The organism is Arthrobacter sp. RCC_34, assembly GCF_041360795.1.
In the GTDB taxonomy this organism is placed as follows: domain Bacteria; phylum Actinomycetota; class Actinomycetes; order Actinomycetales; family Micrococcaceae; genus Arthrobacter_E.
Map to the genome: position 1 here is coordinate 469,025 of NZ_JBFUPW010000003.1, position 14,032 is coordinate 483,056.

Annotated in this window: 15 protein-coding genes; 9 read left to right on the forward strand and 6 right to left on the reverse strand. The window is 69.5% G+C overall.

All coding sequences use genetic code 11. From position 1 onward, the window contains the following. Window positions 1-3 precede the first annotated feature (3 nt). The gene (locus tag AB6732_RS13875) at window positions 4-684 is read left to right on the forward strand and encodes a GntR family transcriptional regulator (RefSeq protein WP_370960500.1); all 681 of its coding nucleotides are present in this window, start codon (window positions 4-6) and stop codon (window positions 682-684) included. Between the two features lie 22 nt (window positions 685-706). Here the strand turns inward: AB6732_RS13875 and AB6732_RS13880 are convergent, their stop codons facing one another. The 3 genes from AB6732_RS13880 to AB6732_RS13890 form a co-directional block, all read right to left on the reverse strand. Next, complete coding sequence (locus tag AB6732_RS13880) at window positions 707-1,087, reverse strand: hypothetical protein (RefSeq protein ID WP_370960501.1); 381 nt, start codon at window positions 1,085-1,087, stop codon at window positions 707-709. Window positions 1,088-1,191: 104 nt separating this feature from the next. After that, a complete protein-coding gene (locus AB6732_RS13885; RefSeq protein ID WP_370960502.1) occupies window positions 1,192-2,004 on the reverse strand; it encodes a metallophosphoesterase in 813 nt (270 codons plus the stop codon). Beyond that, window positions 2,001-3,284 carry a uracil-xanthine permease family protein gene (locus AB6732_RS13890; protein ID WP_370960503.1) on the reverse strand — a complete coding sequence of 428 codons (1,284 nt, stop codon included), beginning with the start codon at window positions 3,282-3,284 and terminating at the stop codon, window positions 2,001-2,003. The genes AB6732_RS13885 and AB6732_RS13890 overlap by 4 nt, the downstream gene beginning before the upstream one ends. 171 nt (window positions 3,285-3,455) lie before the next feature. Between AB6732_RS13890 and AB6732_RS13895 the strand changes: the two genes are divergently transcribed. After that, window positions 3,456-4,061 carry a malonic semialdehyde reductase gene (locus AB6732_RS13895; protein ID WP_370960504.1) on the forward strand — a complete coding sequence of 202 codons (606 nt, stop codon included), beginning with the start codon at window positions 3,456-3,458 and terminating at the stop codon, window positions 4,059-4,061. A gap of 194 nt (window positions 4,062-4,255) precedes the next feature. On the opposite strand, the gene AB6732_RS13900 is transcribed toward AB6732_RS13895, so the two are convergent. The 3 genes from AB6732_RS13900 to pgm form a co-directional block, all read right to left on the reverse strand. After that, window positions 4,256-5,584, reverse strand: a complete 1,329-nt coding sequence (locus tag AB6732_RS13900) for an MFS transporter (protein ID WP_370960505.1) — start codon at window positions 5,582-5,584, stop codon at window positions 4,256-4,258. Next, the gene (locus AB6732_RS13905; protein WP_370960506.1) at window positions 5,581-6,039 is read right to left on the reverse strand and encodes a MarR family winged helix-turn-helix transcriptional regulator; all 459 of its coding nucleotides are present in this window, start codon (window positions 6,037-6,039) and stop codon (window positions 5,581-5,583) included. The genes AB6732_RS13900 and AB6732_RS13905 overlap by 4 nt, the downstream gene beginning before the upstream one ends. A 312-nt stretch (window positions 6,040-6,351) precedes the next feature. Beyond that, window positions 6,352-8,004 (reverse strand): phosphoglucomutase (alpha-D-glucose-1,6-bisphosphate-dependent), encoded by a 1,653-nt coding sequence (pgm, locus tag AB6732_RS13910; RefSeq protein WP_370960507.1) that lies wholly within the window; start codon window positions 8,002-8,004, stop codon window positions 6,352-6,354. Window positions 8,005-8,778: 774 nt separating this feature from the next. On the opposite strand from pgm, the gene AB6732_RS13915 reads away from it, so the two are divergent. The 7 genes from AB6732_RS13915 (at window position 8,779) to AB6732_RS13945 (ending at window position 13,905) form a co-directional block, all read left to right on the forward strand. Next, window positions 8,779-9,003 (forward strand): DUF4190 domain-containing protein, encoded by a 225-nt coding sequence (locus AB6732_RS13915; RefSeq protein ID WP_370960508.1) that lies wholly within the window; start codon window positions 8,779-8,781, stop codon window positions 9,001-9,003. Window positions 9,004-9,221: 218 nt separating this feature from the next. Then, window positions 9,222-9,881 carry a GntR family transcriptional regulator gene (locus AB6732_RS13920; protein WP_208187380.1) on the forward strand — a complete coding sequence of 220 codons (660 nt, stop codon included), beginning with the start codon at window positions 9,222-9,224 and terminating at the stop codon, window positions 9,879-9,881. A gap of 30 nt (window positions 9,882-9,911) precedes the next feature. Further along, window positions 9,912-10,706, forward strand: coding sequence for a carbon-nitrogen family hydrolase (locus AB6732_RS13925; RefSeq protein WP_370960509.1), 795 nt, complete (start codon window positions 9,912-9,914; stop codon window positions 10,704-10,706). Between the two features lie 148 nt (window positions 10,707-10,854). Then, window positions 10,855-11,529 carry a DUF2848 family protein gene (locus AB6732_RS13930; RefSeq protein WP_370960510.1) on the forward strand — a complete coding sequence of 225 codons (675 nt, stop codon included), beginning with the start codon at window positions 10,855-10,857 and terminating at the stop codon, window positions 11,527-11,529. After that, window positions 11,526-13,022: a 4-hydroxyphenylacetate 3-hydroxylase family protein gene (locus AB6732_RS13935; protein ID WP_370960511.1), complete on the forward strand. Its 1,497-nt coding sequence runs from the start codon at window positions 11,526-11,528 to the stop codon at window positions 13,020-13,022. The genes AB6732_RS13930 and AB6732_RS13935 overlap by 4 nt, the downstream gene beginning before the upstream one ends. Window positions 13,023-13,025: 3 nt before the next feature. After that, window positions 13,026-13,382 (forward strand): cupin domain-containing protein, encoded by a 357-nt coding sequence (locus AB6732_RS13940; protein ID WP_278267783.1) that lies wholly within the window; start codon window positions 13,026-13,028, stop codon window positions 13,380-13,382. A 1-nt stretch (window position 13,383) separates the two neighbouring features. Next, the gene (locus AB6732_RS13945) at window positions 13,384-13,905 is read left to right on the forward strand and encodes a flavin reductase family protein (RefSeq protein WP_278267784.1); all 522 of its coding nucleotides are present in this window, start codon (window positions 13,384-13,386) and stop codon (window positions 13,903-13,905) included. Window positions 13,906-14,032 lie beyond the last annotated feature (127 nt).

Sequence of the window (14,032 nt, forward strand, 5' to 3'; positions counted from 1 at the left end):
CCTGTGAGTTCTGATGCTGTCCTGGCGGGGTTGCGCCGCGAAGCGCGTGCCGCCCACGCGCACACCGCCCAGTGGGTGGCGGCCACGCTGCGGCAGCGCATCGCCGACGGCGAGCTGACCCCTGGTACCAAGCTTCCCGAGGAGGCGCTCCGGGAGGCCCTGGGCGTCTCGCGGAACACGCTCCGCGAGGCCTTCGCCACCCTGCACGCCGAACGCGTGGTGCAGCGCATCCCGAACCGGGGCGTCTTCGTGGCCCACCCGACGGCGGAGGACGTCCGCGAGATCTACCGGGTCCGGAAGCTCGTGGAACCCGCGGCCCTGCTCTGGGCCCCGCGGATCGACGTCGAGGAGCTCGCGGGGATCGTCCGGCGCGGCCGGGCGGCGGTCACGGAGGGTGACATCGCCGGGATGGCCGGGGCGAACCAGGATTTCCACCGGACCGTCCTCGCCGCCGCCGGCAGCATCCGGCTCGACGCGCTCATGGAACAAGTGCTCGCGGAGATGCGGCTGGTGTTCGCGGCGATGGGCCGGGACCCCCGCTTCCATGCGCCGTATGTGGAGGGCAACGAGAGGATCGTCGAGTTCCTGGCAGCGGGGCAGCGTGCCGAGGCCGCCGAGTACCTCCGGGATTATCTCGACCGGGCCGAGCAGCAGCTCGTGGACGCGGTCGAGGGGCGGGCTTAGGCGGGTCAGTCGTGCCCCGTCGTCAGCCCCGGTTCTCCTTCGGGTAGAAGCGTCCGCGGCGTGTCAGGACCCAGAACATCGACACTCCGCTCAGCACCGCCAGGCCGATCCCCAGCAGCAGCGAATACGCGGAATCGCGGGACACCACGGCCGCCACCACGAGGAGCAGGATCCGGAGCCCGAAGCTGGCCGAGTTGAAGGCGAGCTTGCCCTGCAGCGCAGGCTTGATCTGCCCGTAGACCGCAGCCTGGATCAGCACGAAGAGCACGAAGGCCCCAGCGCTCACCCAGTGCCACGGCGCCGGCGCGGCGGCGTACAGCCCCAGCCCCAGTCCGAAGGCGATGGACAGGCCCATCCAGTAGGACCGGGCCTTCGCCAGGGTCGGAGGTGTGGTGCGGGGCATGTCGTTCGGGCTCCTTCGGGGCGGTTCATGCCGCCGGACGGCACGGGTTTGGGGGTGGTCCGGGGGCGAGGCCGCGGGCCAGGTCAGATGGGCGGGTCACATGGTCAGGGCAGGTGCAGGACGATGCAGGGACCGCCGTCGTAGAGCCCTCCGTCAATGTCTACCACAAGGCCCTCGGCGTACACGTCCGGGCCCTGGGTGAGGGGCGCGGGATGCCCATGGACGTCCGCGATGATGCTGTGGCCGTGCACCAGACGGGAGCCGCCGAACTCGCGGAGGAAGTCACGAGCCACGGAGGGCTGGTCCCGGAACGCGTGTCGGGTGGTCAGCCGGGCCCAGACGTCCCAGACATCGAGGGGGTCGTCGCTCTCCAGCCGGCTCCGCAGCGTGTCGTTGACGCCGGTGATGTCCGATCCCCAGTGGAGGTACTGCGTCGTGTCCGCGTGAACCAGGAGGTGCGACCCCGTCAGGGCCATGCCCGGGAGCGAGGCGAGCCAGGCGAAGTCCTCGTCGCTGAGTTCCCGCTGGTCCTGTTCGCGTCCGCCGTTGCGTTGCCACGAGTCGTGGAAGGACCTCGGCCCGTTGGGAGTCTCGAGGCGCAGCGCGCCGAAGCGCCGCTTGCCCAGCGCCAGGACCTCATGGTTCCCGAGCAGCGCGTGGACGGCGCCGCCGTCGTCGGCCGCCTGCTGCTGGAGGCGGCGCACCAGGTGCACCACGCCGGAGCCGTCCGGCCCGCGGTCCATGAAGTCGCCGAGAAGCCAGAGGGTGCGCTGCCCGCCGCACCAGGACCCCATCCGGTTCAGGAGACCTTGGCGCCGCAGGGCGTTGGACAGCGGCTCCAGCGCGCCATGGACATCACCGATGACGACGTCGGGCGCTTGGCCGGCGTCGTCGGGGGTGAGTCCCAGCCAGGTCATTCGGTCTCCGGCTCCGCGACCGTGCCACGCGCCTTCGCGATGGCCTTCATGCCGTGATACATCACGAGGGCCGCCGCTGACCCGAGCGCGATGCCCGTGAAACTGAGCTCCCCGAGGTTCCACGTGTAGTCCGCGATGCCCACGATCAGGGCGACCGCGGCCGTGCTCAGGTTGATCGGGTTGGAGAAGTTGACCTTGTTCTGCACCCAGATCTTCACGCCCAGGATGCCGATCATGCCGTACAGCATGGTGGCCGCGCCGCCCAGCACGCCCGGAGGCACCGTGGCGATGAGGGCGCCGAACTTGGGGGAGAAGCTGAGGACGATCGCGAAGACGCCGGCCACCCAGTACGCGGCCGTGGAGTACACCTTGGTGGCGGCCATGACGCCGATGTTCTCCGCATAGGTGGTGGTGCCGGAGCCGCCGCCCGCGCCGGCCAGGATGGTCGCGGCGCCGTCGGCCATGAGGGCCCGCCCGGCGTAGGCGTCGAGGTTCTCGCCGGTCATGGTGGCCACGCTCTTCACGTGTCCCACGTTCTCGGCCACGAGCACCAGGACCACCGGGACGAACAGCCCGATCACACCGACATTGAAGCTCGGCGCCTGGAAGTGCGGCAGCCCGATCCAGGCGGCGGCGTCCATCTGGCTGTAATCCACCTCGCCGCGCCACATGGCCACCAGATAGCCGAGGATGACGCCGATCAGGATGTTCAGGCGCCCCAGGATGCCCTTGAAGAGCACGCCCACCAGGATGATGGCGAGCAGCGTGACCAGCGCCGTGATGGGCGCCTTGACGAAGTTGGCTTTGGCCGCGGGGGCGAGGTTCAGGCCGATGAGGGCCACGATCGCGCCCGTCACCATGGGCGGCATGAGCTTGTTGATCCACGCGGAGCCGAACGCCTGCACCACCAGGCCCACCAGGAACAGCGCCGCGCCGGCCATGATGACGCCGCCGAGAGCCCCGGCCACGCCGTACTGCTGCTGCGAGGCCATGATCGGGGCGATGAACGCGAAGCTCGATCCCAGGTAGCTGGGCACCCGGCCCCGCGTGACCACGAGGAACAGCAGGGTGCCGATGCCCGAGAAGAAGAGGGTGGTGGCCGGCGGCATGCCCGTCAGGATGGGCACGAGGAACGTGGAGCCGAACATGGCCACCACGTGCTGGGTGCCGATGCCGATGGTGCGGGGCCAGCTGAGCCTTTCGTTGGGGGAGACCACTTCGCCGGGCCGGACGGTCTTGCCGTCGCCGTGGAGGGTCCAGGAGGTTCCGAGCAGGCTCACGCGAGGCCTTTCCAGAGGTATGGGGGTGTGTCCAGAGCAACTTTACTGGGTGGCCGGGTGGGTCGAGCAGGCCGATATGTGTCCCATCTCACACTCCGTCGGGGAAGAACCGCCGAATGCTTGAAGTTGAAACCATTCGGAACCCCCCGGAACTCCCCGAAGGAACATGACATGAGCATCGCCCACGAAGAAGCCGTCCTCGACGCGGCCTCCGTCAACGCCCTCTTCCACGAAGCCCGCACGGCCAACGCCTTCCAGGGCGAGGTCACCGAGCAGCAGCTCCAGGCGATCTGGGAGCTGACCAAGTTCGGCCCCTCCGCCTTCAACGCCCAGCCGCTGCGCGTGACCTTCGTGCAGTCGCCGGAGAAGCGCGCCGAGCTCGTCGACGCCATGATGGCCGGCAACCAGCCGAAGACCGCCGCCGCCCCCGCCGTCGCCGTCCTGTCCTACGACACCGAGTGGCACGCCAAGTGGGACGAGTTCTCCCCGGGCTGGGACGCCCCCAAGGCCATGTTCTCGGACAACGCTGAGCTGAGCGGCACGTTCGCCAACAACAACGCCCACCTCCAGGCCGGTTACTTCATCCTGGCCGTCCGCGCCCTCGGTCTCTCCGCGGGCCCGATGACCGGCGCCGACTTCGCCGCCATCGACGCCGCCTTCTTCCCTGAGGGCGACCAGAAGAGCTTCCTCGTGGTCAACATCGGCCAGGCCGGCGAGGGTGCCTGGGGCGCCCCGAAGCCGAAGTTCGGTTTCGACGAGGCCGTCACCGTCCTCTGATCCGTCCGGATTCACGAAGGCCCCGGCTCCCCTGTGGGAGCCGGGGTCTTCGTCGTTCCCGGGTTCGGCCGTGGTGGCGACCCGCGGATTTTTGGTTCACCACCTGAAATTTCGGTGGGTGAACAAAGAATCCGTGGGCGTCAGTGTCCGGATCGCGGGCCTCCGGCTCACTTCGGTGCACGACGACGCCGGGCTCACCCCTCCGCGCCGACGGCCTTCTGCTTGGGGGTCGGTTCCCCGCTGCCGCGCTCGCGGGCGTTCTGCTCCCTGAGCTCGCGGTGTTCCGCCCAGACGTGGCGGAGCTGCTTCCGCACCGTCCCCTCGCCCCAGCGGCTGACCAGGAGGAGCCCCGCGAGCCCTGCGACGAGGGCGACCGCCCCGCCGCCGAACACCGCCCAGCGGGGTCCGAATTCGTTGGCGATCCACCCGACGAGCGGCCCGCCGATCGGCGTCCCGCCCTGGATGACGGTCATGTACAGCGCCAGGACGCGGCCCCGGTAGGCGGGCTCGGTCCGCATCTGCAGCAAGGTGTTCGCGCTGTTCAGGAACGTCAGGGCGCAGAGTCCCACGAGCACCAGCATGATCGCGTAGAGCGTGTACCCGGGCATGAAGGCGGCCACGCAGGTCGTGACACCCAGCCCGATCGCCCCCATCACGAGGTACCGCAGCCGCGGAGCCGCACGCCGGGCCGCGAGCAGTGCCCCGGCGAGGGTGCCGACCGCCATGACGGAGCCCAGCAGGCCGTAGGCGTCCGGGCCGGCGTCGAACACCGAAGCGGCCATGACCGCATTGGTGAGCTGGAAGTTCAGGGTGAACGTCCCCACCAGGCCCGCGAGGATCATGACCAGGAGCGCCCGGGGGCGGGCGAGGACGTACTTCACGCCATCCTTGAGCTGGCCCCGGCCGCGTGGCACGGGGGCGCTGCGGTGGAGGGTTTTCGTGTTCATCCGTAGGATGCCGATGAGCACCGCGGCGAAGCTCGCCGCGTTGAGCAGGAACACCCAGCCGGTGCCGATCAGCCCGATCAGCAGGCCCGCGATGCCGGGGCCGGCCAGGCGCGCCAGGTTGAAGGAGGCGCTGTTGAGTGCGACCGCATTGGCCACGTTCTCCCGGCCGACGATCTCGGAGACGAAGGCCTGGCGCGGCGGGGCGTCGAAGGCGCTCGCGACGCCCAGGGCGAGGGCGATCACGTAGATGTGCCAGAGCTGGGCCGTGCCGGTGAGGACGAGCACGGCCTGGAGGAGGGCCAGCAGTCCCATGGCGGACTGGGTGGTGAGGAGGATCTTGCGCTTGTCCAGGCGGTCGCCGAGCAGGCCCGCGTAGGGACCGAGGAGAAGGATGGGCAGGAACTGGAGGCCGGTGGTGAGGCCGACCGCGGCGCCGTCGTGGTCCGTGAGCTGCGTCAGGACCAGCCAGTCCTGGGCGACCCGCTGCATCCAGGTGCCGATGTTGGACACCAGCGCTCCTGCCGCCCAGAGGCGGTAGTTGGGGTTCTTCAGTGACTGGAACATGCGGCTGCTCATGCGGTGGCTGGATTCCTCCTGGGGTCGGTGCGGGTCATGTCCAGGAGAAGGAGTGCGGCGTCGTGCAGGGTCTCCCGCTCGCGCTCGCCGAGGCTTTCGAGCCTTTCGGCGAGCCAGGCGGAGCGGAGCCTGCGGGACTCCTCGAGGACTGCGTTCCCCTCGCTGGTGAGGGAGATGAGCACCTGCCGTCCGTCCTCGGGCCGGGCCTCGCGGCGGATGAGGCCCTTGTCCGCGAGGGCGTTCACCGTGCGGGTCATGCTGGGCGCCTGGACGTGTTCGGCTTCGGCGAGCTGGCCCATGGTCTGCGGGCCGTGCTTGTGCAGCAGGGCCAGGACGGTGTTCTGCCCCGGGGTGACGGCGTCACTGCTGGCCTGGGAGCGCAGGACACGCGACGTGCGCATGAGCGCGACGCGCAGCTCGGAGGCCAGTTCCTGGAGTTCGGGTGGGGTGTTCATCGTTATTTAACATAGCTAATTAGCCTTGTTAAGTAAATGAAGAGTGGCCGGTCTCACGGTCACGCCCTCCCCATCGACTGCTCCATAGATGTCGTTCTGGGCCGGATTTCGGGGATTTCGGCATCCTACGGAGCAGTCGATGAGGGGGCGCGACGACGGCGGCGGGCCGGGCGCCGCGTTAGCCACCGCCGCGTCGAACGCGACTGCGTTAAACACCGCCGCCCCGGACGGATCCGGGGCGGCGGCAGGGGTGCGGGTGCTCCTCTTCGGTGCGAGTGCGCCTGGCGGGTGCGAGCCTGGGGAGTCTGTGGGTCAGCCGATGACCGAGTCCACGAGGGACTTGGCTTCGGCCTGGACCTGCTGGAGGTGATCCGCGCCCTTGAAGGACTCGGCGTAGATCTTGTAGACGTCCTCGGTGCCGGATGGGCGGGCCGCGAACCAGGCGTTCTCCGTGACGACCTTGAGACCGCCGATCGCCGCTCCGTTGCCGGGGGCCTCGGTCAGTTTGGCCGTGATGGTCTCGCCGGCCAGTTCCGTGGCGGTGACGTCGTCCGAGGAGAGCTTGCCCAGCTTGGCCTTCTGCTCGCGGTTCGCGGCGGCGTCGATGCGGGCGTACACCGGAGCGCCGAACTGGTCCGTCAGGCCGCGGTACAGCTCGGACGGGCTCGACCCCGTGACAGCCGTGATCTCGCTGGCCAGTAGTGCCAGCAGGATGCCGTCCTTGTCCGTGGTCCAGACGGAGCCGTCCTTGCGGTTGAAGGCGGCGCCCGCGGACTCCTCGCCGCCGAACGCGCCCTCGCCGGAGAGCAGTCCGGGCACGAACCACTTGAAGCCCACCGGGACCTCCACGAGCTTGCGGCCGAGCCCGGCGGCCACGCGGTCGATGATCGAGGAGGACACCAGGGTCTTGCCGACCACGGAGGCCGGGTTCCAGCCGCTGCGGTTGCGGTAGAGGTAGTCGATCGCGACGGCGAGGTAGTGGTTGGGGTTCATGAGCCCGCCGTCGGGCGTGACGATGCCGTGGCGGTCCGCATCCGCGTCGTTGCCGGTGGCGATGTCGAAGGGCGCCGCGCCGTCGTCGCTCTTCATGCGGCCGATCAGCGAGGCCATCGCCGAGGGGGACGAGCAGTCCATGCGGATCTTCTCGTCCCAGTCCAGGGTCATGAAGGCCCACTGGGGATCCACCGTGGGGTTCACGACGGTGAGGTCGAGGTGGTGGCGCTCGCCGATCTCGCCCCAGTAGTCGACGCTCGCGCCGCCCATGGGATCCGCGCCGATCCGCACGCCGGCCTCGCGGATGGCGTCGAGGTCCAGCACAGAGGGCAGGGAGTCGACGTAGCTGCTCAGGTAGTCGAAGGTGCCGACGTTCTCGGCCTTCAGCGCCTCGGTCAGCGGGAGGCGTCGCACACCGTTCAGGCCGTTCTCGAGGTACTCGTTGGCGCGGTTCGCGATCCAGCCCGTGGCATCCGTGTCCGCCGGGCCGCCGTGCGGAGGGTTGTACTTGAAGCCGCCGTCCGCGGGCGGGTTGTGGCTGGGGGTGACGACGATCCCGTCCGCCTGGTCCGCGTGCCCGGCGTTGTTGTAGCTGAGGATGGCGTGGCTGAGGGCGGGGGTGGGGGTGTATGCGTGGCGGGCATCGAGCAGGACCGTGACGCCGTTGGCCGCCAGGACCTCCAGCGCGGTGTTCTGTGCGGGCTCGCTCAGCGCGTGGGTGTCCTTGGCGAGGAACAGGGGACCGGTGATGCCCTGTGCCGCGCGGTATTCGACGATCGCCTGCGTGATGGCCGCGATGTGCCGTTCGTTGAAGCTGGCCTTGAGGCTCGAGCCGCGGTGTCCCGAGGTGCCGAACGCCACGCGCTGGCCCGGATCCGTGGGGTCCGGCTGCACGTCGAAATACGCGTCCAGGAGTGCGGTGAGATCGACAAGGTCTTCGGGAAGGGCCACGGTGCCCGCGCGGTTAGCCATGGGGCCAGCATGCCAGAGAAGCCCACGGTCTTCTACGCCTTGACCAGGGTTACGCCGCTGTGACGCGGGGCGGCCCCGGGGCGGCCACGGTACCGGCAGGTAACCTGGAGGCAGAGGTCCGTAATCGTGAGGGGGATCATGAGCGATCACATGCCGGAAGAGGGTGCGCCGGAGCAGCGCGCGCCGCAGTACCGCGCGCCAGGGGAGCCGACGACGACGCCGCAGCCCGGCCCGCCGTCCGCTGCACCTGGCGCTCAGCCTCCTCAGTCCGGCCAGCTCCCACAGCCCGGTCAGCCCGGTCAGTGGGCGGGGCCCGGCGCGTCCCAGCCACCGCGCGCTCCGCAGTCTTACCCGACGCAGCCTTATCCGACCCAGCCGTTCCCGCAGACCCCGCAGTCTCCGCCGCCTGGCCCTGTTTCCGGCCCTGTTCCCAGCCAGGCGCCCCGGCCGTCGGGCCGTGTGGTTCCGCCCGTGCCGCCGGCGCCGCAGGGCGGGTTCGCGGCCGCGAGCTATCCCGGGGCTCCGCAGGCCGCGCCGCCCCAGTTCCCGGGCGCTCCCGGCCAGGCTCCGGGACAGTTCCCCGGCCAGGCTCCCGGACAGCCGGCGCAGCTGTCAGGACAATTTGCGCAGCATCCGTATCCGGCGGCGCCTGGAGGTCACCCTCCTCAGCCGTATGGTCAGCAGCCCTATGGCCGGCCTCCTTATGGTCAGCCACCCGCGCAGGCGTACGGGCAGCCCTATTACTCGGGCCTGGCTCCCTCCGAGCCCAAGGGGATGAGCATCACGGCCCTGGTGCTCGGCATCGTGGGCGTGATCTCGGGCGGATGGTTCCTCCTCCCGCAGATCCTGGCGGTGGTGTTCGGGCATATCGGGCTCAAGAAGGAGCCCTCGGTCAAGGGCATGGCCATCACGGGCCTGGTCCTGGGCTATCTGATGGTCGCCGTCTCGCTCGCCTACGGACTGTTCGTGGCGTTCGCCTTCTCCTCCAGCTGGGACTAGAACTTCCCAGCAAGGGCGCCCCCGCCGATCCGGCGGTGGGCGCCCTTGTCGTTGGAACCCCTGCCCCCGTCCCCGGCCCGGCGCCTGTGCCCTTCGGCATTCCGCCGGCGCCTCGAAGGCCCTGCAAAAACAGACTGTAGACAAGCTGTATACAGGTGGTCTACAGTGTGAGTATCACCACAACCGGTGATATCGCCCCGATCCTCTAGGCTGCCATCATGTCGATCTATCACAAGCCCGCTCCGACGGCGCCTGAAGTCGCCTACCAATGGCTGCGTCAGGAGATCTCCACCCTGCCCTGGGACCAGGAGATCTTCCTGAGCGAAGGATCCATCGCCGAGGCCTCCGGAGTCTCCCGCACCCCGGTGCGGGAAGCGCTCCTCCGGCTCGAGGCGTCGGGCCTGATCAAGCGCGTCGCCCACAAGGGCGCGTTCGTCCCCGCCCTGACCGGGCGGGACATCGATGACATGGTGGAGGTCCGCCGCGTGATCGGGGACTGGGCAGTCCGCAAGGTCGCCCAGGGCGCCGTGCCCGCAGCGGAACTCAACGAGATCCTGGACCGGCAGGAAGCCGCAGTCCAGGACCCCGTGGCCTTCATCGAATGTGACATCCAGTTCCACCAGAGGATCGTCTCCGCCGCCGGAAACCCGATCCTCGCGGGGGTCTACGAGGCCCAGCGTTTCAAGCAGCTCCGGATGGGCCTCAAGGCCGTCCTGGACAGCGAAGGACGCAGCCGCCGCGTGGTGGAGGAGCATCGCGCGATCGTTCAGGCCCTGCTGAGCGGTGACCCGGACCAGGCGGCCGCCGCCTCCCGGGCCCACCTGGAGTCCACTCTTTCGGCCCTCAATGTGCCCCACGTCCCCGGCCTGCCCTCCTGAGCAGACCGGTGCAGAAACCCAGGAGCGTCAATGGAGATCTCACTGATCCAGCTGTCCAGTCCGGACGCTGAAAGCCAGGCGGACCGCATCGACCGTGCGGAAAGCCTGATCCGCGCCCAGGAGGAGGCGGACCTGGTGGTCCTCCCCGAACTCTGGAGCGCCGGGTACTTCCACTTCGGCCAGTACCCGGACCTCGCCGAGACCCTGGACGGCCCCACGGCCACCATGTGCGCGGCGGTGGCGCGGGATCTGAAGACCCATGTGCACCTGGGCAGCATCGTCGAACGGATCTCCGCGGACCGGCTCCGCAACACCTCGGTGCTGCTGGGTCCGGACGGGAGCATCGTCCACCAGTACTCCAAGATCCACGTCTTCGGATACCAGTCCCTGGAGGCCGAACTCCTCACCCCCGGGACCAGCCTGCCAGTGGCCCGGACACCCTTCGGGACCATGGCCGGCATCACCTGTTACGACCTCCGCTTCCCCGGCCTCTGGTCCGAACTGAGCACTCGCGGTGCGGGGATCGTGGTGGTCCCCGCCGCCTGGCCCGCCGCACGCCGGGAGCACTGGAGGCTCCTCACCTCGGCCCGCGCGGTCGAGCACCAGATGTTCGTCCTCGCCTGCAACGCCACCGGTGTGCAGGAAGGCGTGGAACTGGGTGGCACGAGCCGCGTGGTGGACCCCACGGGCCGGCTGCTCGCCGAGGCCGGCGCCGAGGAGGACGTCCTCCGCGCCACCATCGACCCCGCGCAGATCGAGGCCGTCCGCCGCGAGTTCCCGGTCATCACCGACCGTCTGGACGACTACGCCGGGCTGAGCCACTGAGCTACTGACCCGGCCCGCTCACTGAGCTGGCCCGCCCGCCACCCGGCGGGCGACGCCCCACACCCGCTTGCCCCACGCGGCAGGCTTTCACGGACCACACGCCACGTCGTCCGCTCCCACACCCGATCCCAGATCGAACGGAACCCTCATGACCCCTGCCCTCAGCTTTGCCGTGTCCGGAACCGGCGAGCGGATCGAGCTCACCGAGTTCACCGCCGTCGTCGCCGGGTACACGGGCCGCGACGCCGCGGCCGTCCAGCACCACATCGACGAGCTCGCCGCGATCGGCGTCGCCCCGCCGCCGGAGGTGCCCATGTTCTACCCCGTGGAGGCGGAGACCGTCAGCACCGCACCCGCGTTCCGGGTGGCCGGCTCGCAGACGTCCGGCGAGATCGAACCTCTCTACATCCGTCATGCGGGCCGGTACTACCTGGGCATCGCCTCGGACCACACGGACCGCCTCCTGGAGACCGAGGACATCGGGGAATCCAAGCGGGCCTGCCCCAAGCCGGTGGCCGGGACGGTCATCCCCGTCGAGGACCTCTCGTCCCTCTCCCTGGACGAGTGCGTCGCCCGCAGCCGCGTGGACGGCGAGCTCTACCAGGAGGGGGCCCTGAGCAACCTCCGCACGCCGGCCGACGTCGTCGGGCTCTTCCTGGAGCGCCGCGACCCCGGCGACGGCGACTTCATCTGCCTGGGCGGGACCCTCCCGCTGCTGGGCGGCGCCTTCATCTACGGCGCCGACTGGGAACTCGAGCTGAGCTTCCCCGACGGCGCCACCATCAGCCACCGCTACACCATCTCCCAAGGAGCACAGTCATGAGGACCGGAGCCGAGTACATCAATTCCCTCAACGACGGCCGGACCGTCCTGATCGACGGTCAGGTGGCGGGGAACGTCGCCGAGCACCCTGCCTTCAGCAAGGTGGTGGAGACGGTCGCCGAACTGTTCGACGTCGCCGCCGACCCCGCCAACGGCATGCAGTACGACTGCCCCGAGATCGGTGGGCCGGCGAACCTCGTGTTCGGCATCCCGCGCTCGCCGGAGGACCTGAAGCGACGCCGCGTCGCCGTCGAGCGCTGGGCCAAGCACACCCACGGCTGGGTGGGCCGCAGCCCCGACCACGTGGGCACCTTCTTCGCCGCCTTCGCCGCGCACCCCGAGGTGTTCGCCTCCGAAGAGCGCGACTACGCCGGGAACCTCACCCGCTACTACGAACGCATCCTGCGCGAGAACCTCTACGTCTCCTACGCGATCATCCCGCCGCAGTATTCGCGGGCGACGACGGCGTCCGGCTGGGAGGGCGACTTCATCCAGGTGGGCGTCGTGGGGGAGTCTGAGGAGGGCCTGATCGTCCGCGGCTCGCAGATGCTCGCCACCGGCGGGGCGATCAGTGACGAAGTGTTCGTCACCTGCATCAAGCCCCTGGGCCCGGATGATGTGGACTTCGCGGTCTCCTTCGCCCTGCCGGCCGCCACGAAGGGCCTCAAGTTCCTCTGCCGCCGCCCGTACGCCACCGCGGCCACGAGCGAGTTCGATTACCCGCTCACGAGCCGCTACGACGAGCCGGACGCCCTGGTCATCTTCGACGACGTCCTCGTGCCGTGGGACCGCGTCTTCATCAACCGGAACGTGGAGACCCTGCGCCGTCAGTTCTTCGACACCGGCGCCCACGCCCTGGGCAACTGGCAGGCGCAGACCCGTCTGACGGTCAAGCTCCAGTTCATTGCGGCGGTGGCCCGCAAGATCGCCGCCGTGAACGGCACCGACCGCATCCCCGGGGTGCAGGAGCGTCTGGGTGAGCTGGCCGCCGTCGTGTCCTCCGTGGAGTCCGCGCTGCTGGCCGCCGAGTACAGCGCCGAGCCGGACGAGAACGGCATGATGGTCCCGGGCCGCCGCGCCCTCTACGGCATCATGGGCCTGCAGTCCGAGACGTACCCGCGCGTCATCCAGATCCTGCGCGATCTGGCCGGCGGCGGCGTGCTCCAGCTGCCGTCCGGCGTCGCGGACATGAAGAGCGATGTCACGGCCGCCGACGTCGAGAAGTACGTGGCCTCCCCGAACGTCAGCAGCGAGGAGCGCATCAAGCTCTTCCGCCTGGCCTGGGACATCATCGGCACCGAGTTCGCCGGCCGCCACCAGCAATACGAGCTGTTCTACGCGGGGGCGCCGTTCGTGGTGAAGGGCGTCTACACCTACCGCAACTTCGGATACGAGAAGCACGTGGCCGAGCTGGACGAGTTCCTGGCCGGTTACACCGTGGACGGCCGCGTGCCGTCCGGTCAGGCGCTCGTGGGCGCCGGAGAGGAGGCCTGAGCCATGGCCAAGCCGGAATTCGAGTTCGGCCCGGTGGACCGGGTGGAGTTCACCGACTGCAACCCCCACATCGAAGGTCTGTCTGAGGCGATCCTGGCGCGGGATGACCGCAGCGACGCCGTGACGCGCATCCTGAAGTTCGAACCGGGCACGGACACCTCGCCCAACGGCGCCTTGCGCCACGACTTCTGGGAAGAGGTCTTCATCTTCGAGGGCTCCATGCGGGATCTGCGCCTGAACCAGGTGTTCAAGGCCGGGGACTGGGCCACGCGTCCGCCGGGCATGGAGCACGGGCCGTGGATCTCCGAGGAGGGCGCCCGGATGTTCGAGGTGCGCTACTACCCGCGGGACGAGGCCTGAGATGGCGGCCCCGGCTTTCGCCACCCCCGACGCCTCCGGAATGCGGCGCACCCTGGGCCGCTTCCTCACCGGGGTGGCCGTGGTGACCGCGGAGCACGACGGCGAGAAGGTGGGCATGACCATCAGCTCGCTCACGTCGATCAGCCTGGAGCCGCCCATCCTGATGATCTCGCTCAACTTCGACACGCGGACGGGCAACGCTCTCCTGGCGAGCGGCCGGTTCGGCGTCTCCATCCTGGGGGCCAAGCAGGAAGGGGTGGCCCGGCAGTTCGCGGTCCGGGGCGGGAAGCGCTTCGAGGACGGCGTCTTCGACCTCACCCCCGCGGGCCTGCCCGTGGTGGCGGGGGCGCTGTCCCAGGCCGAGTGCGAGGTGGTGCAGAGCCACGTCGTGGGGGACCACCAGGTCTTCTTCGGCGAGGTGACGTCCGCCCGGTACCGCGACGGCGAGCCCCTGGCCTTCTACTCGGGCAAGTTCGGCGACTTCCGCGACTTCAACCACGACGCCGTGCCGTGGTTCTACTGAGCCGCTGAAGCCCGGAAGGGCCCGCGACCCCTGGTCCCGGGCCCTTCCGTCGTGCCCGGAAACGGCCTCCGGAACCCCGGTGAAAAACGTTCGATATTCATCCGCGAAACCTCTTGACGGCCGATGT